This window comes from Flavivirga rizhaonensis, assembly GCF_004791695.1.
GTDB classification, from domain to species: domain Bacteria; phylum Bacteroidota; class Bacteroidia; order Flavobacteriales; family Flavobacteriaceae; genus Flavivirga; species Flavivirga rizhaonensis.
On sequence record NZ_SRSO01000020.1, the window covers coordinates 53082 to 78062 of the forward strand.

Genomic DNA, 24981 nt, shown 5'->3' on the forward strand with positions numbered 1-24981 from the left:
AGTCAAAATGAGTTCAATACTAGAAGCATACAATTTAACTGCATTACAATGGATAGCTATTTGTTTTGCAGTTTTTTTATTAGGCTTATCCAAGTCTGGAATTAAAGGGATTGGGATTTTAATCGTAATCATACTAGCTTTTGTTTTTGGAGAGAAAGCCTCTACAGGAGTTTTACTTCCTATGCTTATCGTAGCAGATATTTTTGCAGTAATCTATTATAACAGGCATGCGCAATGGGGTTATATAAAAAAATTGATGCCATGGATGATTATAGGTGTTTTAGTTGGTGTTTGGGTAGGTAATGATATCTCTGAAGTGCTATTCAAAAGAATCATGGCCGTTATTATAATTGTGTCCGTTATAATTATGTTTTATACAGAAAATAGAGCATCTAAAGATATTCCAAAAAACAAATTGTTTTCTACTGGAGCTGGATTTTTAGCAGGTTTTACAACCATGGTTGGGAATTTAGCAGGGCCCATTTCTAATATTTATTTTTTGGCGATGCGTTTACCAAAAAATGAATTTATAGGAACAGCTGCATGGCTGTTTTTTATTATAAACGTATTTAAATTGCCCTTTCACTTTTTTGTCTGGAAAACAGTTACCAAAGAAACACTTGTTTTAAACACGGTTTTAATTCCAGCAATAATCATTGGTTTTTTTGTAGGTGTTGCTATTGTGAAATTAATTTCTAATATAAATTATAGACGTTTTATATTAATTGTCACTGCACTGGGAGGTGCTGTTATGTTATTTAGATAGTCTTTCTTGTAACATTATTATAGGTTGACAGACATATAGATAGCGTACATTAAAAATGAATAGTTATGTCTCAAGAGCCTAAAAAAAATCAAACCAAAGATAAAGTTTATGAAGCTGAAATTATAAAAGACGATTCGTATAATAGTAAAGACTCTGTAAACGATAAAGCCGAAAAACTAAAAGCAGAAGCCAAAGAAATTTACCATAAAACAAAAGAAAAGACGAATGATTTTTTGGAAGAAGCCAACGAAAAATTAGAAGATTTTACTGAAGTAGCCAAAGAAAAAGGCGCAAAACTCTCTATTGAAGTCAAAGAAAAATATGCAGAGGCAAAGGTTAAAGCCAAAGAATTTGCAGAAGAAGCTGGAGAGACATTAGAGAAGGTTGCTGAAAAAACGACAGTATTTGTAGATGAAACTAGTGAGAAATTGGAAGGATTTGCTGAAGAGACAAAAGAAACATTATCAGAAGTATCTAAAAAAACAAAAGGGTTTATAAAAAAGATTTTTGACAACAATTAAGTAACAAACACATTGTTAGTTGAAACAACAATTTTATAAATGAATTTATTTTTTTATTACCTTTATCTTATAGAACTCATTTAGACTTTTTGGATTTAAGCGAAAATTAGAAGTTTTTGCCTCTGTTGAAGACTTTTTTGAGTTGCATAGCAGAGCTACGGAAGGAAAAAAAGACAAAAACAGAGCTGAAAATAGCAATTTTTTAGCAAATTGAAAAAGTCTAAATGAGTTCATAACCAAAAATTATTAAACATTATGTCTGACGAAAAAAATTTAAGCGATGATCTAAACGATATGTTAGGGGATGCTAAAGACGGTGCAAAAAAAGCAGCCGATAAAGCGGGAGAATTTGCAGAAGATGCCAAAGAAAAAGCCAAAGAAACATTTGAAGATGTTAAAGAATCTGCTTCTGAGTTTGCTGATGGGGCTAAAGAAACTTTTGATAACGTAACAGGAGAAAACAAAAAAGTATTAGCTGGTATTTTAGCTATTATTTTAGGTCCTTTAGGAATACATAAATTTATTTTAGGATATAATAAAGAAGGAATTATTATGTTGGTTGTTACATTTGTTCTTGGATTTATAACTTGCGGATTAGGAGCTGGGTTAACAGGTCTTATAGGATTGATAGAAGGTATTATATACCTAACTAAGTCTGATGAAGAATTTTATAACACCTATCAAGTAGGGCAAAAGCCTTGGTTTTAATCGAAAAAACTTATAATTAGAGTTTGTTTCGTAAGAAATAAACTCTAATTTTTATATATAACAGAAAAAGCCTTCAAATTTAATTTGAAGGCTTTTTTTAATCTATTATAATCAGTCAACCTATATTCAGGAAGACTCAAGTTGAATAAATTATTCTTGACCGATTAAGTCAATTTCTTCAGCATCAGACTTTGGATTTGCTCCCCATTTGTTTGATCCAGCTTCACTGTCTGTACAAGCTAAAATTAAATTGTAAATAGGAATTAGTAAAAACCAGCCGCTTTTACCTGCATCATGCATTCTCCTTACGCCAACGGCGATTGAAGGAATTAAAACTGCTAAAGAATAAATAGAACTAAGAATAGATAAAGAAGGCATTTCTAAACCTATTGATATAAAGATAATTCCGTAAGTAATAATTAGATTGAATAAGGAAAACATCCAATATTCTTTTCGTCTGGCTCTTCCAGAAAAATCTGCGTACTGCTTCAATACTTTTAAATACCAATTCATGATAATAGTTGATTTTGGGGTTAATAAGTCTCAAATATAGTTTTTTTATTTAAATATATTATCGTAATATTGCAATATGTAAATAAAATGAATAAAATAATGGGAATTACCAAAACTCAAATGTTTACCGAAAAACAAAACGATCTGGCTCAGTTCTTTAAAGTCTTAGGCCATCCTGCAAGAGTGGCTATTTTACAATACATAAGCAATCAAAACGCGTGTATATGTAACGATTTAGTTGAAGAAATAGGATTAGCACAAGCCACTATTTCTCAGCATTTAAAGGAACTGAAAAGTATTGGATTGTTAAAAGGCGAGGTTGAAGGTAAAAGCATGTGCTATTGTATTAATGTTGAGCGATGGACTACCATTCAAAATCAGTTAAATTTATTTTTTAACACAACAAAATCAAACTGTTGTTAAATAATAAGGATAGTTTCTTGGGGTTTTTCTCAAGACTTTCGTTGAAATCGGCATTCCCGTAAAACCATAAGACTCATGAATTCAGTATTATAAAAATGAGAGATAATGAATAAAACGGAATCTAAATCTAAATAAAAATGAAAACACAAGAATTATTTAAAGTACTGGAGCAAAATCAGGATAAATCATTATTGTTCGAATATGCACCAAACCTATTAGTTGGAGCTAATTACCATATAACAGAAGTGAAGCATTTGGCAATCGATTCTGTTGATTGCGGAGCTCAAGTTGATACTTGGAAAGAAACCATTATTCAACTTTGGGAAAGTCCAAACGAATTAGGGAAAACAGAATACATGTCTGTTTATAAAGCCTTGGCTATTTTAAACAAAGTTGGAAAAATGAAGTCCTATGATTTAGATGCTGAGGTAAAGTTTGAATATAGTAATGCAACATTTCATACAGCACAATTATTTGTTAACGATTTCGAAATAAGGGGAAACAATTTATTAGTTAAGTTAGCCATCGAAAAAACGGATTGTAAAGCTAAAGAACTATGTGGTGTTCCAGAGCCTACAGAAGCAGCGTCGAAAGAGACCGAAGTTTGTTGTTCGCCAGATGGAAATTGTTGTTAGACCATTAACAAAAAGCGATTGGAATTCCGTTTCAAAAATTTATCAAGAAGGTATTAATACCGGAATAGCTACTTTTGAAACGAAAGTTCCTAATTGGCAACAATGGGATGCAAAGTATGTTTCGGTTTGTAGATTAGTTGCTTTAGTGAAAACAAGTGTTGTAGGGTTTGCAGTATTATCGCCAGTTTCAAAGCGACATGTTTATAAAGGGGTTGCTGAGGTAAGCGTGTATGTTTCAAAGGCATTTAAAGGAAACCATATAGGTGAAACCTTGCTAAAAAAACTGATCGAAGAAAGTGAAGCTAGTGGGTTTTGGACCTTGCAAGCAAGTATTTTTTCGGAGAACATAGCCAGTATCAATTTGCATTTAAAATGCGGGTTTAGAGTCATTGGTATTCGTGAAAAAGTTGGACAATTAAATGGAAAATGGTACGACAACCATTTTCTGGAAAGAAGAAGTAGTAAGATAGATTAATGTTAGGTCGAGACAGTACAAAAGGTTTAAGACCGCTTCGCTATTAGACCTGAGAACAAAGACTTATTTTTAAATAAAAATTTAATTAGTAATTATGATTTCTCTCCTTTGGAGAGGTGTCTGAAAGACAGAGAGGAATGAAAAACATTTTAGTATTGTGCACAGGGAATTCATGTAGAAGCCAGATGGCACATGGATATTTAAATCATTTTTTAGATAATAGAACAGTAAACGTTTATAGTGCAGGGATAGAAACCCATGGTTTAAACCCAGGAGCTTTAGCCATAATGAAAGAAGATGGATTAAATATCGATCACCATACCTCTAATCATGTAGATGAATATGCCGATATAGATTTTGATTATATTGTTACGGTATGCGATCATGCCAATGAAAACTGCCCTTATATTCCAAGTAAAAAGGCATTACGTTTGCATCATAATTTTTTCGATCCATCAAAAGTAGTAGGAACAGATGATGAAAAGCATGCTGCATTTTTAAAAGCACGAGAAGAAATAAAAACCTATTTTAAGAAGTTTGTGGAGCAATATAACTTGGCTTAAGCGTCTCCGTTATTTTCCAGTTTGCTTTCTAATTCAGCTTGAAACTCTTCCATGACAGGGCGTACGGTACTATCTGGTAAGTCGGCAATTTTAATGTACATTAAACCATCAACAGCATTGTTAAACAATGGGTCTACATTAAATGCAACTAATCGAGCATTTTGTTTTATGTACTTTTTTAAAAGTACGGGCAAACGCAAAGCCCCTGGTTCGACCTCGTCTATAATCTTGTCAAATTTATTTAAATCGGCTTCAGTAGCATCAAAAACAAAATCTTTATCGGCATCTTTAAGGATGACTTTAAACTCTTTTTTAGGATGTACATATTGTGCAATGTAAGGGTCGTAGTAATGCGATTTCATAAACTCAATCATCAACGATTTTGAGAAATTAGAAAACTGGTTACTAATACTAACGCCTCCAATCAAAAATTTATGCTCAGGAAAACGCAATGTAGTATGTACGATACCTTTCCATAGTAAAAACAAAGGCATAGGTTTTTGTTGGTATTCCTTAATAATAAAAGCACGTCCCATTTCGATAGACTGACTCATCATTTTATGCAACTCAGGTTCAAACCTAAAGAGATCTTGCAAATAAAACCCATCGATGCCGAAGCGTTCAAAAATTTTAGATCCTAAGCCCATTCTGTAAGCCCCAGCTATTAATTTCTTCTCATTATCCCATAGAAACATATGGTGGTAATAGGTATCAAAAGTATCTAAATCAATGGCTTCATTTGTCCCTTCACCAACTTCCCTAAACGTAATTTCACGTAAACGTCCAATTTCACGCAAAATATTAGGAATGCTTTTTGGTTCTGCTAAAAATACTTGGTAATTTTTACTTTGTAATAGTCTGGAATTATTTTTAATAAGAGCTTCAACTTCTTGTGTCATCAACGTATTGTCAACGGGTGTTACAATGCTTTTAGGCGCTTTAGGAGTCTTCAATGTTGATGATATATTATCTAAAATCTTCGATTTTTCCTCGAAGGCATTTGATAACATGTAGGTCTTACGTCTTAAAAAACTAGAGAAATCATCAAGAGATGTATATTCTTTTTGATTGGCAACAGAGATTGGTTTTCCTATTCTAACTTTTATAGTACGCCGTTTTTGAGTTAACAACTCAGAAGGTAATTTGGCAGTTCTAAAAGTGTCGCTAATCTTGGAAAGCTTGTAAAATAATTTGCTGTTTTTAGCATGAAAATAAATAGGAACTACAGGAACTTCGGCTTTTTTAACAAGTTTCATTGCTGCTTCTTCCCAAGGTTTATCAACAACTAGTTTGCCATCTCTATATGTTGATACTTCTCCTGCAGGGAAAATACCTAGCGGGTGTCCGCCTCTTAAATGTAAAATAGAATTTTTGAACCCTGATATACTAGATTTTACATCTTTCCTATCCTCAAAAGGGTTAACAGGCATGATGTATGGTTTTAGAGGTTCGATTCTATGTAATAAAAAATTAGCTATTATTTTAAAGTCTTTTCGTTGCTCAAGCATAAGCTTTAAAAGTAGTATACCATCAATACCTCCAAGAGGGTGGTTAGAAATAGTAATGTAAGCGCCATCTTTTGGTAAGCGTTTTAAATCTTCTTCAGGAATTTCAAATTTAATTTGAAAGTCATCTAAAATACCATCCAAAAAAGGCAACTCACTAAGGTGTTTATTACGCTTATATATTCTATTAAGAGTAGATATTTTAAGAACTTTCATTAATGCCCAACCAATAAAAGTACCTATAAACCCATAGTTGTCTAATTGGATAGCTTTTGCGACTTCTTTGGCAGTTACTAGTCCCGTATTTTGTTGTTTGGTCATAACTGTAAATGTACTAAATAGTTTATTTAGTTACTACTTGAACGGTTTCTTGAGTTAATTGTTTTAATAACACGGTTTTACCTTCTTCAATCTGATTAATGGCATTTTTATTGTAATGGCGAATCGTGTAAAGAGATACATTTTCGTGGCAAGTTACTTTAAATTTTGCTCTTAAATGGTGTAATAATTTATCAAGATTATTAAAAAGGTTATCTACACATACAGAAAAGCTAATAGCGGAATTTTGAATCACATCTACTTTCATTTTATATTGGTGCAGTAAATTGAAAATATCACTAATGTTTTCTTCGACTACATATGAAAAATCTAAAGAAGATAATGAAATTAAAGCTTGATTTTTCTTTACAATGAAACAAGGAATCATAGGATCTAAACTAACATTTTTACCAATCCTTGTTCCCGCTGCTTCTGGACTTAAGAATGATTTTACATACAATGCAATTTCTTTACCTTGTAGTGGTTGCAGTGTTTTAGGATGAATTACTGAGGCACCATAGAAAGCCAACTCTATAGCTTCTCGATATGATATTTTGTTAAGTAGTTGGGCATTTTCAAAATAGCGGGGATCTGCATTTAAAACACCTGGAACGTCTTTCCAAATAGTAACGCTTTCAGCATTTAAACAATAACCATAAATAGCGGCTGTGTAATCACTTCCTTCCCTACCTAGTGTTGTTGTGAAATTATTAGAATCGCTGCCTAAAAAACCTTGTGTAATATTTAAAATATTTTTATTGAATTTTGAAGTTATTAAACTTTGTGTTTCTTCCCAATTTACATTGGCACGCCTATAATAACTATCTGTTTTAATTTGAGTTCTAACATCAATCCAATTATTCTTTATGTTAATAGCGTTTAAGTATTCACTTATTATTGTAGTTGAGACCAGTTCTCCAAAACCTATGACTTGATCGTAAACAAAGTTATAATCTGGTGACTTATTAGTTGTTAAAAAAATGTTTAACTCATCAAAAAGTGTTGCTATTTTTTTAAAAGCGGGATGACTTTCATTCTCAAATAAATCTAATAAAATAGCATTGTGATATTTTTTTACAGCTTGAAGTGAGCTTTGTAATAACGTTTTGTTTTCAAAATAGTTTTTAATGACAATTTCCAAAGCATTGGTCATTTTTCCCATAGCGGAAACAATAATTAATGTGTTTTCATAACCCACTTTTTGTAATACAGAAGCTATATTTTTTACACCTGTAGCATCTTTTACCGATGCGCCACCAAATTTAAATACTTGCATTTTATAATTTTGATATATAATCTTTAATCCCTTGTTCATTTAAATGAACAACAAACCAATCACGTTTTACATCGGCTCCCTTTTTTTCATAAAAAGCAATGGCAGGTTCGTTCCAGTCAAGGACTTCCCAATTAATACGCTTTACCCCTAAATTGTGTCCGTATTTAATAACTTCATCTAAAAGTGCGGTTCCTAAACCAGAGCCTCTCATAGCTTCACTTACTATTAAATCTTCTAAGTGCAATACGTTTCCTTTCCATGTAGAGTACCTGTTGTAAACCAATGCTATACCTTCTATTGTGTTATTAACTTCGGCTACAAAGCATTTAAATGCAGGAGTATCACCAAATCCATCGGCTTGCAAATCTTCAACAGTAACTTCAACAGCATTAGCCTCTTTTTCAAAACTTGCCAATTCTTTTATTAAATGAAATACCTGGGGCATATCATCTTTTACAGCTTTTCGTATAGAATAGTTCATAGGGTTGTAATAATTGTTTTATTTGTATAGATTTTAATTTTTTAAAAAAGAACAAATATAACGTCCTAATACATTATTGGTAGATAACCAAGTTTTGTTTAAGACATTTCAAATATAGTTTAAAGTTCATTATTTAATACCATTAATCTTTATCGAAAACGTTGTAGTTGATTAAAAAATAATGGATATTTGCACAAATTAAACCATTGATTTTATGTCTCATAAAAAACAAACTCTAGGAGAATTTATTATTGAAAACCAATCGTCTTTTAAGTATTCTTCTGGCGAATTATCTAGTCTTATCAATTCCATTAGGTTAGCTGCAAAAGTAGTAAATCATGAAGTTAATAAAGCGGGGCTAGTAGACATTATTGGGGCAGCTGGGGATATGAATGTCCAAGGAGAGGATCAACAAAAGTTGGATGTTTATGCAAATGAAAAGTTTATACAAACACTAACCAATAGAAATATTGTTTGTGGAATAGCTAGTGAGGAAGAAGATGATTTCATCTCGATTAATAGTCAAGATGAGAATCACCAAAATAAGTATATAGTATTAATTGATCCTTTAGATGGTTCTTCAAATATTGATGTGAATGTTTCTGTAGGAACTATTTTTTCAATTTACAGACGTGTGACTCCAGTTGGAACTCCTGTGACATTAGAGGATTTTTTACAAAAAGGCAGTGAGCAAGTAGCTGCTGGTTATGTAGTTTATGGTACTTCTACCATGCTGGTTTATACAACTGGAGATGGTGTTAACGGTTTTACATTGAACCCAGCAATAGGTTCATTTTATTTATCGCATCCAGATATGCAATTTCCAGAAAATGGAACTATTTATTCTGTTAATGAAGGAAACTATATTCATTTTCCACAAGGCATAAAGAATTATATAAAATATTGTCAGGAGGAAGAGAACGATAGGCCTTATACGTCAAGATATATAGGGTCTTTAGTGTCTGATTTTCATCGAAATATGATTAAAGGAGGCGTTTATTTATACCCACAGAGTTCAAAAAATCCTAATGGGAAATTACGTTTGTTATATGAATGTAACCCTATGGCCTTTTTAGCAGAGCAAGCCAATGGAAAAGCAAGTGATGGGTTTGTACGAACTATGGATGTTGAACCTACAGAATTACATCAGCGTGTACCTTTTATTTGTGGCAGTAAAAATATGGTTAAAAAAGCTGAGGAGTTTATGCGTAATGCATAATAAAAAATGCGAACTTTTCGGTTCGCATTTTATAAATTTCCTAATTATTAATGGAAAATAATTAGGAATAGCAATTTGTATTTTACCATTCTAAGGTCAAAATCTAAAAGATACTCCAGTGTTTAAAATGGATACGCCATACCCTGCTTCAACAAATACTGCAATATTCTCAGTGAAATACCAGCGAGCACCAGCAAACCCTGAAACACCAGCTGCACTATTATAGCTATTAAAACTATTTCCAGAATACGAGTCGGAGACAATATTATAAGATACCATAACACCTGCGTAAAGATCTAAATTATCAATTTTAAAACCATTATAATGGTACGCACCACGTACACCAATAATAGTATAGTTTAATTTATATGAAGAGCTGTCATATTTAAAGCTTTTGTATCCCAAATACCCTCCTAAACTAACAACACCAGGACCAGGTACATCCCAGATACCTCTTTCATAAAAGATTCCATATCCAATACTTTCTGATGCACCCGAATAAACCGAAAGACTACTACCTATTCCTATACCTGCATTAATAACGTTAGTACCCGTATTAAATTCTTGTGCAGAGCTTAAGTGTATTGTAAATAAGGATAAAATAGATAGGCAAATAATTGATTTTTTCATTTTTGAAATAAGTTTTAAAGGATTTAATTTAGTCTTCACAAGTTTCTACAAGTAAATTTATTAATGTTTGAATGCTGCCATCATCATCTGGACAAGAATTCTTAAGACTTTGTAATTGACTTATTTGTTCAGAACAAGTTAAATCATCTTCATTGTTGCTATATCTAGTTAGTTTCTCTAAGCATTCTAAATTATTAAGAGTGTCTATGGCGTCTTTAGTTTCAGAACAGTTATTAAATGCTAACATCATTATGGCTAAAGCCATGATTAATTTCATTGTTTTTTTCATCTTGTATTAATTAAATTAGTTATTGGTTTGCTTGTAATAAGGTTATCAAGAAGGTAAAGACTTTTAAAAAGGTACGAAGTCTTTTTTTGTTTTCATTTATTCAATTTTTTGGTTGTCAATCCATTAAAACAAGAAGGCTAGATGATGAAAGGTTTGGGCGAATAAATGTTTTTGTTAAAAAAGCGCTAATATATAAAAACTTATTTCTTGAAAGTAAAGTATTATTAAAAATAGGATGATTTAATTGAAAGCGGGTAGTTGGGTTTTATTTAATTGATAATCAGAATTTTAATTGTTATTCCCAATTATTTCTGCTAGTAATTAGGAATAACAACCTACACCTTCGAAAGTAGATATTTCTTTTTAATATATTATTATTCAATAAAGGTTAAATTATCTCCATTTTTAGTAAAAGTAACTACATCTGCAGTACTTCCACCTTGAGTCGTTCCTTCAAAATTTCTACTTTGGCCTGAGCCATTAATAGTAATGTAAAAAATGTTTGGAGTATTTGTGTCCTCAAAATCGTTTACCTTAACATTATAAGTGCCGTCTGGTGCATCTTCAAGCCAAAAAATATTTTCTGGGCCATAGCCGTCAATATCATCTCTATCTAATATTCCTCCTGAGCTAGACCGAGTATTTGTGAAAGATATTATTTCACCACCAGGGTCAGTGACATATAAATCTTGATCTGTATTATTATTCCAAGAAAGACTTATTTGAAGCGCACCGGTTCCTAATCTTAATACATTTACACAAGTATATACAATATTACTTACAAAACCATTGGTGTCATAAACACAAAAATTAACACAGAATGTTCCTTCATCAACATTTGTTGGAATTCCTAAAGGTAATTGTAAGTTTCCAGAACTTGCAGAATTTGAATTATACGGTACAGTAAAGTAATTGCCAGCCCCATCAACTTGAACATAGCAGCCTCCAAGGTTGCCATTAACATTAGAATATGAAAATGCTAGAGGAGATGTTGAACCATTTGAACTATTTATAGAGCTAACTTGATTTAACACCAAAGGAGCTTCATTGGTAGCTGAAGGACTTGGAGGGGTTCCTTGATTTGATCGTGTTCCATCTGGCATTATTAAAACCCGACTAAGAGCGTTTGAGTCTGTAGGGTCAATTAACTCATTTTCAGATGGGGAATCGTCACTACCGCTACAACCAATAATTAATATAGTAAGAATAAATAATAGACATGATTTTTTCATTTCTTGTGATTTAAAGATTAATAATTTTAAGTTAATTTGTATTATTATAGCTTAGGAGAATTATTAATACTTAACTATTTTTTTATAATTTTAAATGAAGTATTTCCGTAGTTAGTTTTTAAGTTTAAAATATAGAGTCCACTTTCGAGGTTATATAATTCTAAAGTTGATTTATTTTCTAAACTAGAATAGACGGTTTGACCTAAATTGTTATAGATTTTAGTTTTTAGAACTTGAATATTATTCGGTATTTTTAAAGATAAATTATTCTCAAAAGGGTTAGACAATAATGATATTTCTGATAATAAATGATTATCTACCCCTAATGAGCTATCAATAGTAAATAGTGCTGTATCGTATATGGACCAATCTCCATTTGTATCTTGAACACGAATATAAAATAGATGATCCCCATTTGCTAAACCTGTAGAATCAATATTTAAAGTTTGAGAAGATAGTGATGCATTCCCAAATACAATTGAAGTGCCATTACCAACCCCAGGATCACTATCAATAAAATATTCTGCTGCGGAGACTTCATCAGGAGATAAATCGAAATCTTTTATATAGATAATTTGTCTGTCATATAGACTCCAGTCTCCATCATTGTTTTGGGTTCTTAAATAAAAATTATGGAAACCTTCTGATAAACTAGTAGTTGAAATTGAAAATACTTGAGTTAATTGACCTGAATTATTATTTGTGTTTAATACAGTTCCATTACCTATACCAGGATCAGTATTGAAAAAATATTCGGCAGATGCAATGATAGACGTATTAAAACTTTTCAAATAAAAACTTTGTTTATCATACAAACTCCAATTACTATCACTATTTAAAGTCCTTACATATAAGGTATGAAAACCATCGGTTAAACTTGTTGTAGCAATTGAGAATGTTTGTACTAATTGTCCGGTATTACTATTTACCGATAACGAAGTTCCATTACCTATTCCTGGGTCAGTATTGAAAAAATACTCAGCAGAAGTAATCGTTTGAGCTAAGCAACAAAAGCTTAAAAGTGAAAATACACTTAATAAATATCTTTTCATCTTAATTGGCATTGGTAGAAATAGTAACACTTAAATTAGCCCCAGGAGCAATTCTATCAGTAATATTGGTGATTTTTACTGTTGGAATACCATTGGTATATCCGAAATTATTAAATATAAAGGTACTGCCATCATAAATGCCCAGATCTATACCGCCTGCACCAGAACCAATAGCAGGAGAGCCTCCTTGGAGGTGATAGTCATCACTATTGGGATTGAAAATATCATCAGTCGCACTAACAAAGTTTGGGTTCTGATTGTTAAGGTTGTTTGTTCCGTTTAAAGCAGTTACATTTCCCGATCCAATATTGTATGTTAAACAGTTTTCAAAAATGATCCCATCAGAATTTGGATCATAAGTACTACTTGTATTATAATAAAAAATGTTATTTTGTAATGTAATACTGCCTGTATCATCGTCAGCATTATAAACTGGATACCCAAAATATGGGCTTAAGAATACATTGTTTTTAATTGTTATGGATTGGTGATTTTTTAAACCTATATAGTAAGTGATAATATTGTTAGATATTATGGCGTTTGTATAGTTATTGTTATTTGCATGACTACTTGTGTTACCAATTTCGTATATAATATTCCCTCTAATTATAACATTATCAACTCCGCCATTATTGAAAAGTAAACTTCCGTCAATAATATTGTTTTCAATAACTACGTTAGATATTCCTGTATTGCCACTAGTATAAAGATCATCGGTAATATGTAAACCAGATATGGTTGTATTGGATGCATTTGCTCCTAAAATTAAATCGTTAACCATAGTTTCTTTATCAGAATCACTATGCCCAAAGCCAATAATTGTAAGAGGTGTATTTACAGTAATAATGCCATAGTTAATTACTGAAGCATGAACATAAATAACATCACCACTGTTAGCAGCGCTAATGGCACTTTGTAGATCACTATATTCGGCATTACTACCTATAGAGTTATCTACCGTAATTGTTGTTTGTGCGCTACATATAAAAGCAAATAACATAGTTGCACTTAAAAATAATTGTTTTGTTTTCATTTTTTTTGAGATTAATTAATAGCTATTTTAAATTTTAAGAGGTAACACTCAAGATGAATTAGAATGTTACCCCTTAGTGGCACTTACAAAATTTACTGAGTAATAATAGTTTTGGTTGATATATTCGTAAATATGCTATTAGTAACAGTATATTCTGTAGTGATTTCTATAATGATTTCCGTTCCTTCAAGATTAGCGGTAGCTACATCATTTAAATTTTTGAAAGTTTCTTCTTGTGATGGACTATTTGAATCATTTGATAAGTAAGCCAATAAAGCAATTGCTAAAATTGTTAAAAAACAGATTTTCCTCATAATTGTTTAATAATTATTATCATAATCTGTAGGTAGAATAAACGAAAGATTTAAAGCAGAAAACATTACGTTTTATTTTTGTCAATATTACAGTTTAAATAGAGTGATTACAATCCGTAAATTCCCGTAATTTTAATAGAATCTAATATTTAAGAAAAAAAACTCCTACTTTAGTAGTGTTATTTTTTACCAAATGAAGTTGCATCAATTTCTGTTATTTTTCTTTTTATATTTTAACTATTTACAGGCTCAAAAAGCAAACATCCATGATAAAAGTTATGAGATAAACCAATTCATTAAAAAAGGAGATAGTTTAAATAAACTCCCTGATCATGATGCGGCTTTAAATACTTATCAAATGGGTTTGGCAATGGCTTTAGATAATAATAGCCATGCACAGGCAGCGATATTGTATAAAAAAATAGGAGTTTATTATCATAAAAAACAACAATATAGTATAGCTGAAATCAATTATAGAAGAGGTTTGAAACGGGATAGTATATCTACTGTTGCTGGTGATTTATATTTTAATATATCACTAATTAAAAAAGCTGTGGGGCAAAATGACAGTATTATGCCTTATTTGGAAACAAGCTTGGGTTTATTTAATAACCATGAAATTAATAAGGGGGCTTGTAATGCTTATTTAAGTGCCGGAATTAATTATAAGGAAAGACAACTCTACGAAAAGGCACTTAAATATTTGATTAAGTCATATAAGGGTTTTCAGATTTTTAATAATAAGAAAAAACTAGCAGATGTTTGTTCAATTATAGGCAATGTGCAAAATCATTTGAAGAACTACAATCAAGCTTTATATTATTATCAGAAAGCACTTAAATATCAAAAGGAAACTAATCATATGCAAGGTTTGGGTAGAACTTATGTTAATATTGCTAATACTTCTGATAATTTAAAAAAATATGATTCTGCAATTTTCTATTACAAAAGAGGATTAAAATTTCTTGAATCCAAAAATAAAAGTAAAGCAACGGCCATGTATAATTTGGCGGATACATATTTAACTATTGGAGAAACAAAGTTAGCCGAGAATTATTTTAAAGGATCAATTAGGCTTAGTAAGACTTTAACAGATACCATATCTTTTTTGTACGGCTATAATGGTCTTATTAATTTGTACTTAAAAGAAGGTTCTTTCAAAAGGGCAGAAATGTATTTGGATAGCTTGTCTCCTTTGGCGCAATTAGTTTCAGATAAAGTTGTGACGCTAAATTATTATGAAAATCAATCTGAGTTTTACAATAAGATTAAGAATTACAAAGGAGCGTACGAATATCAGTTACATTATAACAACCTTTACAAAGAAATTTATAATAAGGAGCAAGCAGAAGTTATTCAAAATCTAGAAATACAGTTTGATAATACCAACAAAGAGAATGAGATATTAAAACTGACACTTACAAATAAAAATAATGAGCTTAGATTGGTTGAAAAGAATAGAGATATTGAGAATAAAAATCGTTTACTTATAATTTTGGTATTCGTTGTTGTTTCTCTGATAGTTTTATATTACGCTCTGCGCCAAAAGCAAAAAGGCATAGCGCAACATCTAAAGATTGAAAAATTAGAAGCCATTTATAATGGACAAGAAATAATAAAGAAACGTATAGCCAGAGATCTACATGACATTATTACAACTAATTTTGATGGACTTCGACTCAAAATATTGGCGTTAAAACGATCTAAACATATTAATTCTTCTATAGATACTATTACTAAAGATCTAAAGAATGTTAACCAACAAATAAGGGTGGTTTCGCATAGGTTATATCCTTTAGAAATCCAAGTCGGTAAACAGAAATTTACTGATATTATAAAATCGAGACTTTCTGAGTTCCAATTATATGGTAATGTTTATGTAGAACTAGAGGTGCCGTTACCAAAAGAACTCGATACTACTAGTTTGATAATTCAAAATAATTTCTATGGTATTTTACTGGAGGTCCTTAACAATATTGAAAAGCATTCGCATGCGACTAAACTTACCTTAAATAGTTTTATTGAGAATAAGAGAATGCATTTTATATTTTTGGACAATGGCATAGGAATAGAGCAAAATTCGAAAGAAGGAATTGGCATATTGAATATAAAACAACGGTGTGAAATACTTGAGGGTTCTTGTTCAATTAAAAAGGTTGAATCTGGGACAGAAGTCTATGTTAATTTTCCATTAAAAAAGCCATGCAATGACTAAAACAGTTGATATACTAATTGTAGACGACTCTCTTATTTTTTCTCAAGCTTTGTCATCTCTATTGAAACAATATCCAAATCAAGTTAATAGTGTGCAAATAGTGCACAATTACCAAGAAGCACTTCGTATTTTATCTATGCGCAAAATTACTACGTTAATATTGGATTTAAATTTTGAGTCTCAAGAATACACAGGGTTTGATATAGCAAAAAAAGTGAAAGAGTTTTATCCAGAAATCAAAATTATTATACTAACTCAACAGGCAAAGATAGATAACTATGAAACCTTGTTTAATGATATTAATGTAGATGGTTATTTAGATAAACGCGTGGGGATTGAAGAAGCCCTGGAAGCATTATCAAGTGTTGCGAAAGGTGAAAAGTATATTGATAGAAATATTAAAGCCATGCTGGAAATCGGAAAATGGTTAGATATTTCAAAAAGAGAACGAGAAATTGCGGACTTATTATCACAAGGACTCACACAAAAAGAAATAGCTAAACAGCTTTTTATAAGTAATCGTACAGTAGAGACCCATATAAAAAACTTAACAAAAAGAATAGGTGCAAAAAATACAGCGCATTTAGTTACAATTTATACTAAATACATAAACGGAAATAGAGAAGGATATATTTAGTTATTAATTAATCAACCAATTTCAAAGTATATTAAAAAACACTTTGAAATTGGTTTAAAATAGACCAGTACTAGTCGTTAGGATCAATTGGAGGGTTTGGATCTTTTTTGTTTGGATCGATTGTAACGACTTCGGTAGAATCATCTGTTTCATCTTGTATTGTACAAGAAAAAAGCACTAGATTTAAAATAAATAGCAATGAGAGTAATTTAATAGCATTTTTCATTTTACTGAGTTTATAAGTTTAACTTTTGTTAAACCTATCTCAGAAAAGCACTAAAAACTATCTAGAATTATTATTTGCTATTATCTAATTATTATTCATTATAAATGGAGTTCTATTAATATGATTTCATATGGGTTTTTTACTATTCACCTCAGTTGCTTAAAAAAAGGAATTCTTTTAATAGCTCCAGTGAGATTTATTTTTGGTTGGAAAGATGAGAACAAAGTTTAAATTTTTGTTTCTCTTAAAGTTAATTCAATTTTGAGTATAATTATGGACACTTTTGTTGAATTGTAAGTATAGGTTTTACAATTTTTTAATAAGTTTATTGAAAGATTCTTTGTAACAATTTTGTACAACAAAAGTTTCTCCACACCCAATAAGTTTTATTTGTTTTCCTTCCTCAATCGTTTCTATTTCGTTAATATTTATAGCATAGCTACGATGTATTCTTAAAATGCTTTTTACTTTTAAAATACTTAAAGTCTTTTTAAAATTTTTACTTAGAGTGATTTTTGGTGTTGGAGTATCTTTGAAAAAAATATGCGTATAACTGCCATCTGCCTTAATATAATTGACTGATTCGGTGGAATATTTCTTATAGACATAAGTTCCGTTTTCTTTAATAAAAAAGTAATTTTCACTAAAAGATGTTAAATAATTATCATCAGAGCTAATTATCTTGTCTATTACATCTAGTAGTTGAAATTTATTAAAGGGCTTTGATAGAAAAAAATCCGGAAAAGTCGCATTAGCTCTTCTAAATGTTTTTTTATCCTTCAAGGCAGTAATATAGATTACAAAAATATCTTTAATTTTTTTTATTTCTTCAACTGTTTTAACGCCATCAATTTTCCCTTCAAGATCAATGTCAGCCAAGATAATGTCAACTGTATTTTTTTTTACAAAATCAATGGCTTCTTCTCCCTTGGGAAAAATGCCTGAAATAATATACCCAACATTAATAAGTAAATCTTTTAAGTACAGAACAGTATCATAATCGTCTTCTACTATCAATATTTTTACCGTTTCCATTTAATCAATTTTTAGTTTTAGATTAAGTTTGGTTTTGTTGTCTTCATTAATAATATACAGCTCTGCTGGAATTTTTTTCGAAAGAGAATACATTAATATCATTCCGTCTCCTTTTCCCATAGCAGATTTAGGATCCCATCTTTTCCCATTTGTTGAAACATATATGTTTATCACTTTTTTGTCACTTACATTTAGAACAATATCGATATTATTTTCTTTTCTGACTGAAAACCCATGCTTAAAAGCATTTGTAATAAATTCGGAAATGATTTTACCAATCAAAGATGCTTTTTTTGAAGTTATTTTAATCGGTGTTAACTCAAAATGGCTAGATACTTTATAATCTGGGTATATAAAAATTAAAGTGTTAATTAAAATACTACAATAATCATTGAGATCAACATGTGTATGATAGTTACTCTGCTCCAAGAGGGAATGAAGTATTAGTTGAGATTCTGTTGAAGCCTCTAATTCTTTTACATGAGAGTTGCTTTTATCATTCGTTTTTAATTTTGATATTCCTCTTTTGATAGAAGTAAGGTTTTGTTTTGTTCTATGGCTGAATTCTTTATACAGTTCTCTTCTGTATTTGGAAGATTGCCATATTAAATACAGAACAATAAGTATAAGAATGGTAATTCCACTAATTAGAGTAATAATAATCCTATTGTTTTTAATTTCCTGTTCTTGTTCCTGAACTTTCTTCTGGGCTTTTGTTTTTTCTTTTAGATTTTCATCGACTTCAAGTCGGATCCTGGCAAATTCATCAGTTACAGAATTTTCTACCTTTTCTACTTGATCGAGTGTAGAATAAAACTCTTCAATAAAGCTAACATTGCCTTTTCCAAATTTATTTAGTGTAAGGATGCGTAAAGCATTTAATACATCTCGTTGGTTTTGATAATCTCCAGATAATTTTTTTGCCTCTAAAGCATATTGGAAAGATTTTTCAGGATTATTGATAAAATGATAGTATTCGGATAAATGTAGAAGGCTAATCATTATTCCTGTCAAATGATTTTTTCGCTTTCGTATAGAAAGGGCTTCTTCCATATCTTTTAAAACATTTTCTGTATTTCCACTCAATAATCTTGTATGGGACATATTATCTAAAACCCTGGCTTTGACTATTGGGTGCTCTTCTAATAATTTTTTATACGGTTGTATGCTGTCAAAATATGTAAAGGCATTATCAAAATCTCCATTATTTTTATAAGCTACAATGATATTATTTATGGACTCTACAGTTAGGATTGGTTTATCTTTTAATGTTTTTAATAACGCTAGCGCTTTTTTATGATATTTTATGGAAACTGAAAGTTTTTTTAACTCATTATTGGTTATTCCCAGATTATTATATGCAGACCCTATGTATAATTTATTATTTGTTTTCGAAAGATATTCTAATGCTTGCCTGGTCACTTCTTCACTTCCTTTATAATCTCGCTTGTTTTTTTGAATAATTGCCATATTCAAAAGCATCTTTCCAGTTTGATAATTATTTTTCAAAAATTTAAAGTACTTGGAACCTTGATAGTAATGATGGTATGCACTATCTATAATTTGATGTTTTTGATAGAAATATGCTGTAAAACTATGTGTTTGGGCAATATGTAGTGTATCTTTAATGAGCTTTGAAAAATTGAGAGACAACGGATAATAGTGTAAGAAACTATCTTTGGGTTTCAAAGGGTACGAGAGTTTTACCAATTGGAATAATGATTTTGCAACAAGACTATCAATATGATGTTTTTCGGCTAGTTTCTTTGCTTTAATAGTATGACTAAATCGAACAGAGTCATTTAAAGAACGATTGTTAGATTGATTTATAAGCGAATCAATTTTACTTAATAATGTTATATCTTTATTCAACCTAGATTTAGAAGAATTGGTCGTGCAATTAACAACTAGGAACAAGGTTATAAATAACTTTAAATACCATCGAATCATATAGTTACAAATCTATTTAAAAAATAATACCCTACAAATTAATGCAGGGTATTATTACTTATTGCTGTTGGGCAATGTTCTAATTACCTGGGTTGCCAACAATATCGCCTTGATCTCCAGTAGCTTTAATTTTATTGATAATGGAATCTTGTATTTTTATATGTCCCTTTTTATCGTTAGGGTCTCCTACAATATCGCCTTGATCTCCAGTTGCATAAACATTTGATTTTTGAGGTTCTGATATTATTACATTATCAACACTACATGATGCTAAAAAGCCTAATATATATATAACTATTATTAATTTAACTGTTTTCATTTTTTCAGTATTTAAAAATTAGGCAAACCAGTTCCTGTTCGAGGATTATTCGAAAGGTTTGCTTGAATTCATTTTTTTGAAATACTGGGAGACTATTTCTGGTCTGGGAGAATTAAAGAAGTCAAAGCAAGGTTTTGTAACTTCCTCCCAGACAGTCACGCTGCCTTGCTTTTTCTTCTTTACTTTTTAAAAAGATTTAAATCTCTATTGCAAATTGAGATTTGAACGTTCTTGAAATATTTCTTGTACAAAGGAAGTTCTTTAGTTCTCAAAATTTTAGACAGGAAATAGAAGAAAATGACAAGTTTTTGTCCAACTTTTGTCAATAGTTTCTTATATTAAGAAACTATTTGAATGAATTACTAAACTTAATACAGAATGAAAAAAGAGTTATTTATAGAAGTGTTTAAAAATATACAGGATAGAAAGGGGTACACAACAAAAAATAGTATTGTAAAATATCTTTCCAATCAACTTTTGAAATATAATATTACAGGTATAAGTGATAGGAATTTAACTAGGTATTTTGATAAATATATTGATGGTAATGACGACCCAATAAACCCAAAAGTTGAGCTATTAGATGCGATAAGTAAGGAACTTTCAAATCAAGAACGTTCTTACGAAAGTTATGAAGATTATGTATTTAAAAACAGAAAGGTGACAGAAGAAGATAAGAGTAATAAGAACATTGGAACAAGAGCAATTCATCAACAAGGGAAAAATAATATCTATTTAGAGAATAATTCTGGACCGCTTAAATTTTCTTAAGTAATGTGTAATTATACATTTCCCCAAGTAAACTATAATAAAAATGATTACATAAAATCTTGTAATTATTATGAATTAATCAATTTAAATTCATTAAAACATCTAGATACCTTAGACAGTAAGGGGAAGTGTGTATTTCATAGTGAGGATATAAAGTGGAAAAGGGAAAGTGATTTTTATAGATTACTTTCTTTACTTATAGACATTTATGAAGAGAAAAAAGAAAAAGGAAACCTTATTGGAGTTCATTTTATTTCTAAAAGAGAAAATATTCCTATCGATTACCTTGATAAGCTTGCTCCATGTTACTTGCAATATGCAACTTTTTGTGATGATGTAATAATGTCTGAAGTAGAAGTAGCTAGCAATAATGAAAAAAAATCTTTTGACTTTAGAGATTGTATTTTTATAAAGAATTTTCTTATAAAAAATTGTAAAATAAAACAAGATGTAAACTTTTCAGGTATACAAGTGATTGATACATTTGAAATAATTGATACTTTTTTTTACGATTTTGTGGAATTTAATCACTCTAAATTTAAAGGCAGTTTATTACTTACAAATTGTCATTTTAAGGAACAATTTTTTTTTCAGAATGTGTTTTTTGAAGAAAAGAGTACATTACAAATTCATTCTACTTTCCATAAGTTTTCATTGTTCGAAAAATGTAGTGTTAACTCTAGTATAATTGATTTTTCTGATTGCGAATTCTATGGAGAAACAATCTTTAGAGACTTAAAATTAGAACAGCAATCTTTTTTCAATAATATATTTGTAAAAAAGGTTTTAGTTTTCTCAGGAAAAAACGAAAACCGAATTTTTCATGCTTATACAGAATTTAACATTAATGAAGAATTAATTTTAGGAAATATTAGTTTTGATAACACAAATATTTCATGTATTATCAAAGAACATAAAGAAAATATATTACAACTTCAATCAACAGGAAAAATTATCATAGAACGAGGTTGTATAAAATATAGATTACAAACAGATGAAATAGAAATATTTATTTCTGAAGGAAATCAACTCTTAATTGATGAAATAACAAGAGCCTATACAAATTTTTTCATCTTGCATACAGGAAAGAATTTAGGCATAGAAATAGTAGAACGGGCAAGCGAAAAAATAACATTATTTTATTTCTCGGATGAGAACATGTCTCAAGAAGAATTTCTGAGGTTACTAGAAGATAGTCAAAAAACATTTTTGGGTTTGTTTTCTAATTTTAGAAACTACCTAAGTAACACTAAAAAAGAAGATTATGTTTTAAATGGAATTAACGGTATAATTTCATTAATGACTATATCATTTAGAGCTGCTTTGTTAATTAGTTTAGGAAAATGGAAAAGAGAAGATACAAAGGCCTTATTAAACTCCATTAATTCAACGGATTCGATTCTAGTCAATGAAGAACTCCATAATCAACTCTCAAGTATTAATGTCTCAAATGCTTTAAGGGAGGGAATCGAATCAAATAAGTTGAATATTATTAACTTTCATCAGATCAATCAAAAAGGAAAATCTAATGTTTATGTTGAAAAGAATTTTAAAGGAGACCTTGCACCGAATTCTCAAAGTTCTAAATAAATAATATGTTTTATTTAAAAGAACTGTTTAAGCAGGCATTTGAAAAGATTCGTATTGAAACAGGAGCAGGAACAAAAAATGCAAAGGCTACAAAACTTTCAAAAAGATTAGACCCTGATGAATATGGGAAAGTTAAAGGATCTTCATCTAAAAATTTGACCCGGCTGTATGATAAATATGTGAAAGACGAAGAAATTGAAGTAGCAATACCAGATTCAAATCTTTTAAGTGCCATTAGTAGATTTCTTGGTTATAAAAATTATGAGGATTTTGTAAATGGTAATCAAGCTATTGAAGCGTTAAAATTAAATTTTAGAGATTTTCGATTTACTTATGATGAATACTTATATAAAGTATTTACTTACTTAAGAGAAGATCAAAAATTGTTTTCAATCAAGGTCGGTAAAATGTTAAAAGCTACTTATCCATCAATAGAGGCACATAATGAACTTTTCGATTACGTTAATGTTGCTAAAGCTACTGAAGGAGAAGAATTGCGTTCTGCTTTTATCATATTAAACTTTTCACAACAAGCAGCAGAGTGTGACTCAATAGAGCCTATACTAAAAGGCATTTTAGAAAAAGTAAAAAAAGATAAAGAGAGGCGAAAAGATGCTCCACTTTCTTACATAAAAATTATTGCCAATATAGTGCTAACAAAAGAAGAACTGAATATAATTGATTTGATTGTGAGTAACTATGAAAGGGAAGACTATTATCTAGATTTTTTTGATATTGAAGAATTTATTTTATATGTGGGAACATCAATATCCATAAAAGTTTATGATCTTTTTTTTGAAAAAAATCTATTTTATAGAAATCAAGCATTTCGGACTTTAAATATAAAAAATTATTACCCAAAAGTTCCCTTTGAGGAGGTCGATATTATTCCCAATTTAAGTGATTTCGATATATTTTCTAATGTAAATCGCATTGAAAATAATCCTTCCCAATTCATAAAAAGAAAACTATTTGATAATGATCATTCATTGGGAATTCTTAGAAACCGATTGAATATAGAAAAAGGTAATTTGAAGCTGACGAGAAAGACCAATATTAGTTTTATAATAAGTGAATTTGGTTTCGGAAAAACTTCTTTATTGTTGTATCTGACATCAATTGTCCCAATAGAGCATAAAATTTTATATCTACCAACAAACCAGCTAAGCAAAAACTGTTTTCAATCAACGAATTTATTTGTGAAAGAGATATACTCAATTTTATATGAAAAAGAGTTTAACCAAACAGATATTGCTGAACAGCTAAAGTTTAGATATCTCAGAGGTATTTTACTTAAAGACCAAAGTGTTGTCTTGTTTTTTGATGGTTTGGATGAGCATATAGAATCCTATTCTTTACAAGGGTTAAAGAGAATTTTAAATTGCTTAGAGTCATTGGAGGCAGATTGTGTAGTATCAGTTAGAAAAGAATTTTGGGATGATAGAACCGGAGATTTGTCATCAATATTAAAGGACTCATCTAAATACGGTGGCATATTGCTAAAAGAATGGTCTTCAGAAGGGGTTTTAAAATATATAGAATATTTTATGGAAGTTAATGATCTATCGACAGAGTCTAACATTATCAAACTTAAGGAAGTGATTAAAAATGATAACTATGAGAGATTATATGGAGACATTCCTAAAAGACCTCTTTTTTTGAATATGATTATTAGAGATAGTCTTAATGGTATGATTGAGAGTAAAAATTTGAAAACGCTTTATAAGAATTATTTAAACGAAAAATTTGCGTTTGATAGAAAAGGTGTTTTCGAAGATTATAAAACTGGCAGGCAACTCCGTATGGAAAAAAAACACGATCGAACAGAAATAATTCAGGTTTTGCAGCATGTTCTAAAAATAGCTGCGAGTAAAATGATGGTTATAAAGAATAATGAACTTTTAATGAATTCGCATATTTTAGAAAGTACGCTAAAATCAATAATTACCAATCTTGGATATTCACTTAGCATAAGAGAAATACTCTTGAATACAGTGCTCATTTCATTTTCCAGAAGGACTATTGAGCAAGAGTTAAAACTTTATTTTGCTCACAAGTCGTTTCAAGAATACTATTTAGCCATGTATTTAAAAGAAGAACAAGCTTTTGGAGACTCGATAAAAATTCCAAAAGGCATAAATGTTTTTTTGACATAGGTTGCTGCAAACAAAATGACCACTCTCACAAGAATATTTCTTAATCTCACAAATTAAGTCTTCAAATGCAGCCCTGTATTGATTTGCTTTATGCTTTAAATATAAATCAAGAAAAGATATAGGAGATTA

27 protein-coding genes are annotated in these 24981 nt (G+C 30.1%); 13 read left to right on the plus strand and 14 right to left on the minus strand.

Annotated features, from left to right (window positions below):
* Positions 1-7 precede the first annotated feature (7 nt).
* The 3 genes from EM932_RS13995 to EM932_RS14005 all read left to right on the plus strand — a co-directional run bounded on the left by EM932_RS13995 (position 8) and on the right by EM932_RS14005 (position 1995).
* The gene (locus EM932_RS13995; RefSeq protein ID WP_135877816.1) at positions 8-766 is read left to right on the plus strand and encodes a sulfite exporter TauE/SafE family protein; all 759 of its coding nucleotides are present in this window, start codon (positions 8-10) and stop codon (positions 764-766) included.
* Between the two features lie 65 nt (positions 767-831).
* Positions 832-1287 carry a YtxH domain-containing protein gene (locus EM932_RS14000; protein WP_135877817.1) on the plus strand — a complete coding sequence of 152 codons (456 nt, stop codon included), beginning with the start codon at positions 832-834 and terminating at the stop codon, positions 1285-1287.
* Positions 1288-1542: 255 nt separating this feature from the next.
* Complete coding sequence (locus EM932_RS14005; protein ID WP_135877818.1) at positions 1543-1995, plus strand: NINE protein; 453 nt, start codon at positions 1543-1545, stop codon at positions 1993-1995.
* Between the two features lie 150 nt (positions 1996-2145).
* Here EM932_RS14005 and EM932_RS14010 read toward each other — a convergent pair whose 3' ends face one another.
* Positions 2146-2508, minus strand: coding sequence for a DUF805 domain-containing protein (locus EM932_RS14010; protein WP_135877819.1), 363 nt, complete (start codon positions 2506-2508; stop codon positions 2146-2148).
* A 99-nt stretch (positions 2509-2607) separates the two neighbouring features.
* Here EM932_RS14010 and EM932_RS14015 point away from each other — a divergent pair, with 99 nt between their 5' ends.
* The 4 genes from EM932_RS14015 (at position 2608) to EM932_RS14030 (ending at position 4604) form a co-directional block, all read left to right on the plus strand.
* Positions 2608-2931 (plus strand): ArsR/SmtB family transcription factor, encoded by a 324-nt coding sequence (locus EM932_RS14015; protein WP_135877860.1) that lies wholly within the window; start codon positions 2608-2610, stop codon positions 2929-2931.
* Positions 2932-3068: 137 nt separating this feature from the next.
* The gene (locus EM932_RS14020; RefSeq protein ID WP_135877820.1) at positions 3069-3566 is read left to right on the plus strand and encodes a DUF6428 family protein; all 498 of its coding nucleotides are present in this window, start codon (positions 3069-3071) and stop codon (positions 3564-3566) included.
* A complete protein-coding gene (locus tag EM932_RS14025; protein WP_135877821.1) occupies positions 3550-4041 on the plus strand; it encodes a GNAT family N-acetyltransferase in 492 nt (163 codons plus the stop codon). Before EM932_RS14020 ends, EM932_RS14025 begins: the two co-directional genes overlap by 17 nt.
* Before the next feature lie 137 nt (positions 4042-4178).
* Positions 4179-4604: an arsenate reductase ArsC gene (locus EM932_RS14030; RefSeq protein ID WP_135877822.1), complete on the plus strand. Its 426-nt coding sequence runs from the start codon at positions 4179-4181 to the stop codon at positions 4602-4604.
* On the opposite strand, the gene EM932_RS14035 is transcribed toward EM932_RS14030, so the two are convergent.
* Genes EM932_RS14035 through EM932_RS14045 form a run of 3 tightly spaced genes read right to left on the minus strand, consistent with a single transcriptional unit; the run spans position 4601 to position 8184 of the window.
* Positions 4601-6430 carry a GNAT family N-acyltransferase gene (locus tag EM932_RS14035; RefSeq protein WP_135877823.1) on the minus strand — a complete coding sequence of 610 codons (1830 nt, stop codon included), beginning with the start codon at positions 6428-6430 and terminating at the stop codon, positions 4601-4603. The genes EM932_RS14030 and EM932_RS14035 overlap by 4 nt on opposite strands.
* 22 nt (positions 6431-6452) lie before the next feature.
* Complete coding sequence (locus tag EM932_RS14040; protein ID WP_135877824.1) at positions 6453-7703, minus strand: aspartate kinase; 1251 nt, start codon at positions 7701-7703, stop codon at positions 6453-6455.
* A 1-nt stretch (position 7704) separates the two neighbouring features.
* Entirely contained in the window at positions 7705-8184 is a 480-nt protein-coding gene (locus tag EM932_RS14045) for a GNAT family N-acetyltransferase (protein WP_135877825.1), read from the minus strand.
* Positions 8185-8398: 214 nt separating this feature from the next.
* On the opposite strand from EM932_RS14045, the gene fbp reads away from it, so the two are divergent.
* Positions 8399-9403: a class 1 fructose-bisphosphatase gene (gene fbp, locus EM932_RS14050; RefSeq protein ID WP_135877826.1), complete on the plus strand. Its 1005-nt coding sequence runs from the start codon at positions 8399-8401 to the stop codon at positions 9401-9403.
* A gap of 96 nt (positions 9404-9499) precedes the next feature.
* Here fbp and EM932_RS14055 read toward each other — a convergent pair whose 3' ends face one another.
* From EM932_RS14055 to EM932_RS14080, 6 genes are all read right to left on the minus strand, one after another.
* The gene (locus tag EM932_RS14055) at positions 9500-10033 is read right to left on the minus strand and encodes an outer membrane beta-barrel protein (RefSeq protein ID WP_135877827.1); all 534 of its coding nucleotides are present in this window, start codon (positions 10031-10033) and stop codon (positions 9500-9502) included.
* A gap of 28 nt (positions 10034-10061) precedes the next feature.
* Positions 10062-10322, minus strand: a complete 261-nt coding sequence (locus EM932_RS14060) for a hypothetical protein (RefSeq protein WP_135877828.1) — start codon at positions 10320-10322, stop codon at positions 10062-10064.
* Positions 10323-10696: 374 nt separating this feature from the next.
* The gene (locus EM932_RS14065) at positions 10697-11554 is read right to left on the minus strand and encodes a YfaP family protein (protein WP_135877829.1); all 858 of its coding nucleotides are present in this window, start codon (positions 11552-11554) and stop codon (positions 10697-10699) included.
* 74 nt (positions 11555-11628) lie between these two features.
* Positions 11629-12606: a T9SS type A sorting domain-containing protein gene (locus EM932_RS14070; protein ID WP_170179802.1), complete on the minus strand. Its 978-nt coding sequence runs from the start codon at positions 12604-12606 to the stop codon at positions 11629-11631.
* Between the two features lies 1 nt (position 12607).
* Complete coding sequence (locus tag EM932_RS14075; protein WP_135877831.1) at positions 12608-13639, minus strand: right-handed parallel beta-helix repeat-containing protein; 1032 nt, start codon at positions 13637-13639, stop codon at positions 12608-12610.
* Positions 13640-13731: 92 nt separating this feature from the next.
* Positions 13732-13953 carry a hypothetical protein gene (locus tag EM932_RS14080; RefSeq protein ID WP_135877832.1) on the minus strand — a complete coding sequence of 74 codons (222 nt, stop codon included), beginning with the start codon at positions 13951-13953 and terminating at the stop codon, positions 13732-13734.
* A gap of 193 nt (positions 13954-14146) precedes the next feature.
* On the opposite strand from EM932_RS14080, the gene EM932_RS14085 reads away from it, so the two are divergent.
* A complete protein-coding gene (locus EM932_RS14085; RefSeq protein WP_135877833.1) occupies positions 14147-16168 on the plus strand; it encodes a tetratricopeptide repeat-containing sensor histidine kinase in 2022 nt (673 codons plus the stop codon).
* Positions 16161-16805, plus strand: coding sequence for a response regulator transcription factor (locus tag EM932_RS21355; RefSeq protein WP_135877834.1), 645 nt, complete (start codon positions 16161-16163; stop codon positions 16803-16805). The genes EM932_RS14085 and EM932_RS21355 overlap by 8 nt, the downstream gene beginning before the upstream one ends.
* A gap of 70 nt (positions 16806-16875) precedes the next feature.
* Here the strand turns inward: EM932_RS21355 and EM932_RS20915 are convergent, their stop codons facing one another.
* From EM932_RS20915 to EM932_RS14105, 4 genes are all read right to left on the minus strand, one after another.
* Positions 16876-17031, minus strand: coding sequence for a hypothetical protein (locus tag EM932_RS20915; RefSeq protein WP_170179803.1), 156 nt, complete (start codon positions 17029-17031; stop codon positions 16876-16878).
* A gap of 306 nt (positions 17032-17337) precedes the next feature.
* Entirely contained in the window at positions 17338-18066 is a 729-nt protein-coding gene (locus tag EM932_RS14095) for a response regulator transcription factor (RefSeq protein WP_135877835.1), read from the minus strand.
* A complete protein-coding gene (locus EM932_RS14100) occupies positions 18067-19938 on the minus strand; it encodes a hypothetical protein (RefSeq protein WP_135877836.1) in 1872 nt (623 codons plus the stop codon).
* Positions 19939-20095: 157 nt separating this feature from the next.
* Positions 20096-20335, minus strand: coding sequence for a hypothetical protein (locus tag EM932_RS14105; RefSeq protein WP_135877837.1), 240 nt, complete (start codon positions 20333-20335; stop codon positions 20096-20098).
* Positions 20336-20713: 378 nt separating this feature from the next.
* Here EM932_RS14105 and EM932_RS14110 point away from each other — a divergent pair, with 378 nt between their 5' ends.
* From EM932_RS14110 to EM932_RS14120, 3 genes are read left to right on the plus strand one after another with little or no spacing between them, the layout of a single operon-like run.
* Positions 20714-21106 (plus strand): hypothetical protein, encoded by a 393-nt coding sequence (locus tag EM932_RS14110; RefSeq protein WP_135877838.1) that lies wholly within the window; start codon positions 20714-20716, stop codon positions 21104-21106.
* A gap of 3 nt (positions 21107-21109) precedes the next feature.
* Positions 21110-22696 (plus strand): hypothetical protein, encoded by a 1587-nt coding sequence (locus EM932_RS14115; RefSeq protein WP_135877839.1) that lies wholly within the window; start codon positions 21110-21112, stop codon positions 22694-22696.
* Between the two features lie 5 nt (positions 22697-22701).
* Positions 22702-24852, plus strand: a complete 2151-nt coding sequence (locus EM932_RS14120; RefSeq protein WP_135877840.1) for an NACHT domain-containing protein — start codon at positions 22702-22704, stop codon at positions 24850-24852.
* Positions 24853-24981: the final 129 nt, after the last annotated feature.

Excerpts from the sequence above, each read along its gene's own strand:
- EM932_RS20915 (WP_170179803.1), bottom strand. The coding sequence starts at position 17,031 with ATGAAAAATGCTATTAAATTACTCTCATTGCTATTTATTTTAAATCTA.
- fbp (WP_135877826.1), top strand. The coding sequence starts at position 8,399 with ATGTCTCATAAAAAACAAACTCTAGGAGAATTTATTATTGAAAACCAA.
- EM932_RS14030 (WP_135877822.1), top strand. The coding sequence starts at position 4,179 with ATGAAAAACATTTTAGTATTGTGCACAGGGAATTCATGTAGAAGCCAG.
- EM932_RS14020 (WP_135877820.1), top strand. The coding sequence starts at position 3,069 with ATGAAAACACAAGAATTATTTAAAGTACTGGAGCAAAATCAGGATAAA.
- EM932_RS13995 (WP_135877816.1), top strand. The coding sequence starts at position 8 with ATGAGTTCAATACTAGAAGCATACAATTTAACTGCATTACAATGGATA.
- EM932_RS14000 (WP_135877817.1), top strand. The coding sequence starts at position 832 with ATGTCTCAAGAGCCTAAAAAAAATCAAACCAAAGATAAAGTTTATGAA.
- EM932_RS14015 (WP_135877860.1), top strand. The coding sequence starts at position 2,608 with ATGGGAATTACCAAAACTCAAATGTTTACCGAAAAACAAAACGATCTG.
- EM932_RS21355 (WP_135877834.1), top strand. The coding sequence starts at position 16,161 with ATGACTAAAACAGTTGATATACTAATTGTAGACGACTCTCTTATTTTT.
- EM932_RS14110 (WP_135877838.1), top strand. The coding sequence starts at position 20,714 with ATGAAAAAAGAGTTATTTATAGAAGTGTTTAAAAATATACAGGATAGA.
- EM932_RS14065 (WP_135877829.1), bottom strand. The coding sequence starts at position 11,554 with ATGAAAAAATCATGTCTATTATTTATTCTTACTATATTAATTATTGGT.
- EM932_RS14080 (WP_135877832.1), bottom strand. The coding sequence starts at position 13,953 with ATGAGGAAAATCTGTTTTTTAACAATTTTAGCAATTGCTTTATTGGCT.
- EM932_RS14045 (WP_135877825.1), bottom strand. The coding sequence starts at position 8,184 with ATGAACTATTCTATACGAAAAGCTGTAAAAGATGATATGCCCCAGGTA.
- EM932_RS14040 (WP_135877824.1), bottom strand. The coding sequence starts at position 7,703 with ATGCAAGTATTTAAATTTGGTGGCGCATCGGTAAAAGATGCTACAGGT.
- EM932_RS14060 (WP_135877828.1), bottom strand. The coding sequence starts at position 10,322 with ATGAAAAAAACAATGAAATTAATCATGGCTTTAGCCATAATGATGTTA.
- EM932_RS14055 (WP_135877827.1), bottom strand. The coding sequence starts at position 10,033 with ATGAAAAAATCAATTATTTGCCTATCTATTTTATCCTTATTTACAATA.
- EM932_RS14075 (WP_135877831.1), bottom strand. The coding sequence starts at position 13,639 with ATGAAAACAAAACAATTATTTTTAAGTGCAACTATGTTATTTGCTTTT.
- EM932_RS14070 (WP_170179802.1), bottom strand. The coding sequence starts at position 12,606 with ATGAAAAGATATTTATTAAGTGTATTTTCACTTTTAAGCTTTTGTTGC.
- EM932_RS14025 (WP_135877821.1), top strand. The coding sequence starts at position 3,550 with ATGGAAATTGTTGTTAGACCATTAACAAAAAGCGATTGGAATTCCGTT.
- EM932_RS14115 (WP_135877839.1), top strand. The coding sequence starts at position 21,110 with ATGTGTAATTATACATTTCCCCAAGTAAACTATAATAAAAATGATTAC.
- EM932_RS14035 (WP_135877823.1), bottom strand. The coding sequence starts at position 6,430 with ATGACCAAACAACAAAATACGGGACTAGTAACTGCCAAAGAAGTCGCA.
- EM932_RS14085 (WP_135877833.1), top strand. The coding sequence starts at position 14,147 with ATGAAGTTGCATCAATTTCTGTTATTTTTCTTTTTATATTTTAACTAT.
- EM932_RS14005 (WP_135877818.1), top strand. The coding sequence starts at position 1,543 with ATGTCTGACGAAAAAAATTTAAGCGATGATCTAAACGATATGTTAGGG.
- EM932_RS14120 (WP_135877840.1), top strand. The coding sequence starts at position 22,702 with ATGTTTTATTTAAAAGAACTGTTTAAGCAGGCATTTGAAAAGATTCGT.
- EM932_RS14095 (WP_135877835.1), bottom strand. The coding sequence starts at position 18,066 with ATGGAAACGGTAAAAATATTGATAGTAGAAGACGATTATGATACTGTT.
- EM932_RS14010 (WP_135877819.1), bottom strand. The coding sequence starts at position 2,508 with ATGAATTGGTATTTAAAAGTATTGAAGCAGTACGCAGATTTTTCTGGA.
- EM932_RS14105 (WP_135877837.1), bottom strand. The coding sequence starts at position 20,335 with ATGAAAACAGTTAAATTAATAATAGTTATATATATATTAGGCTTTTTA.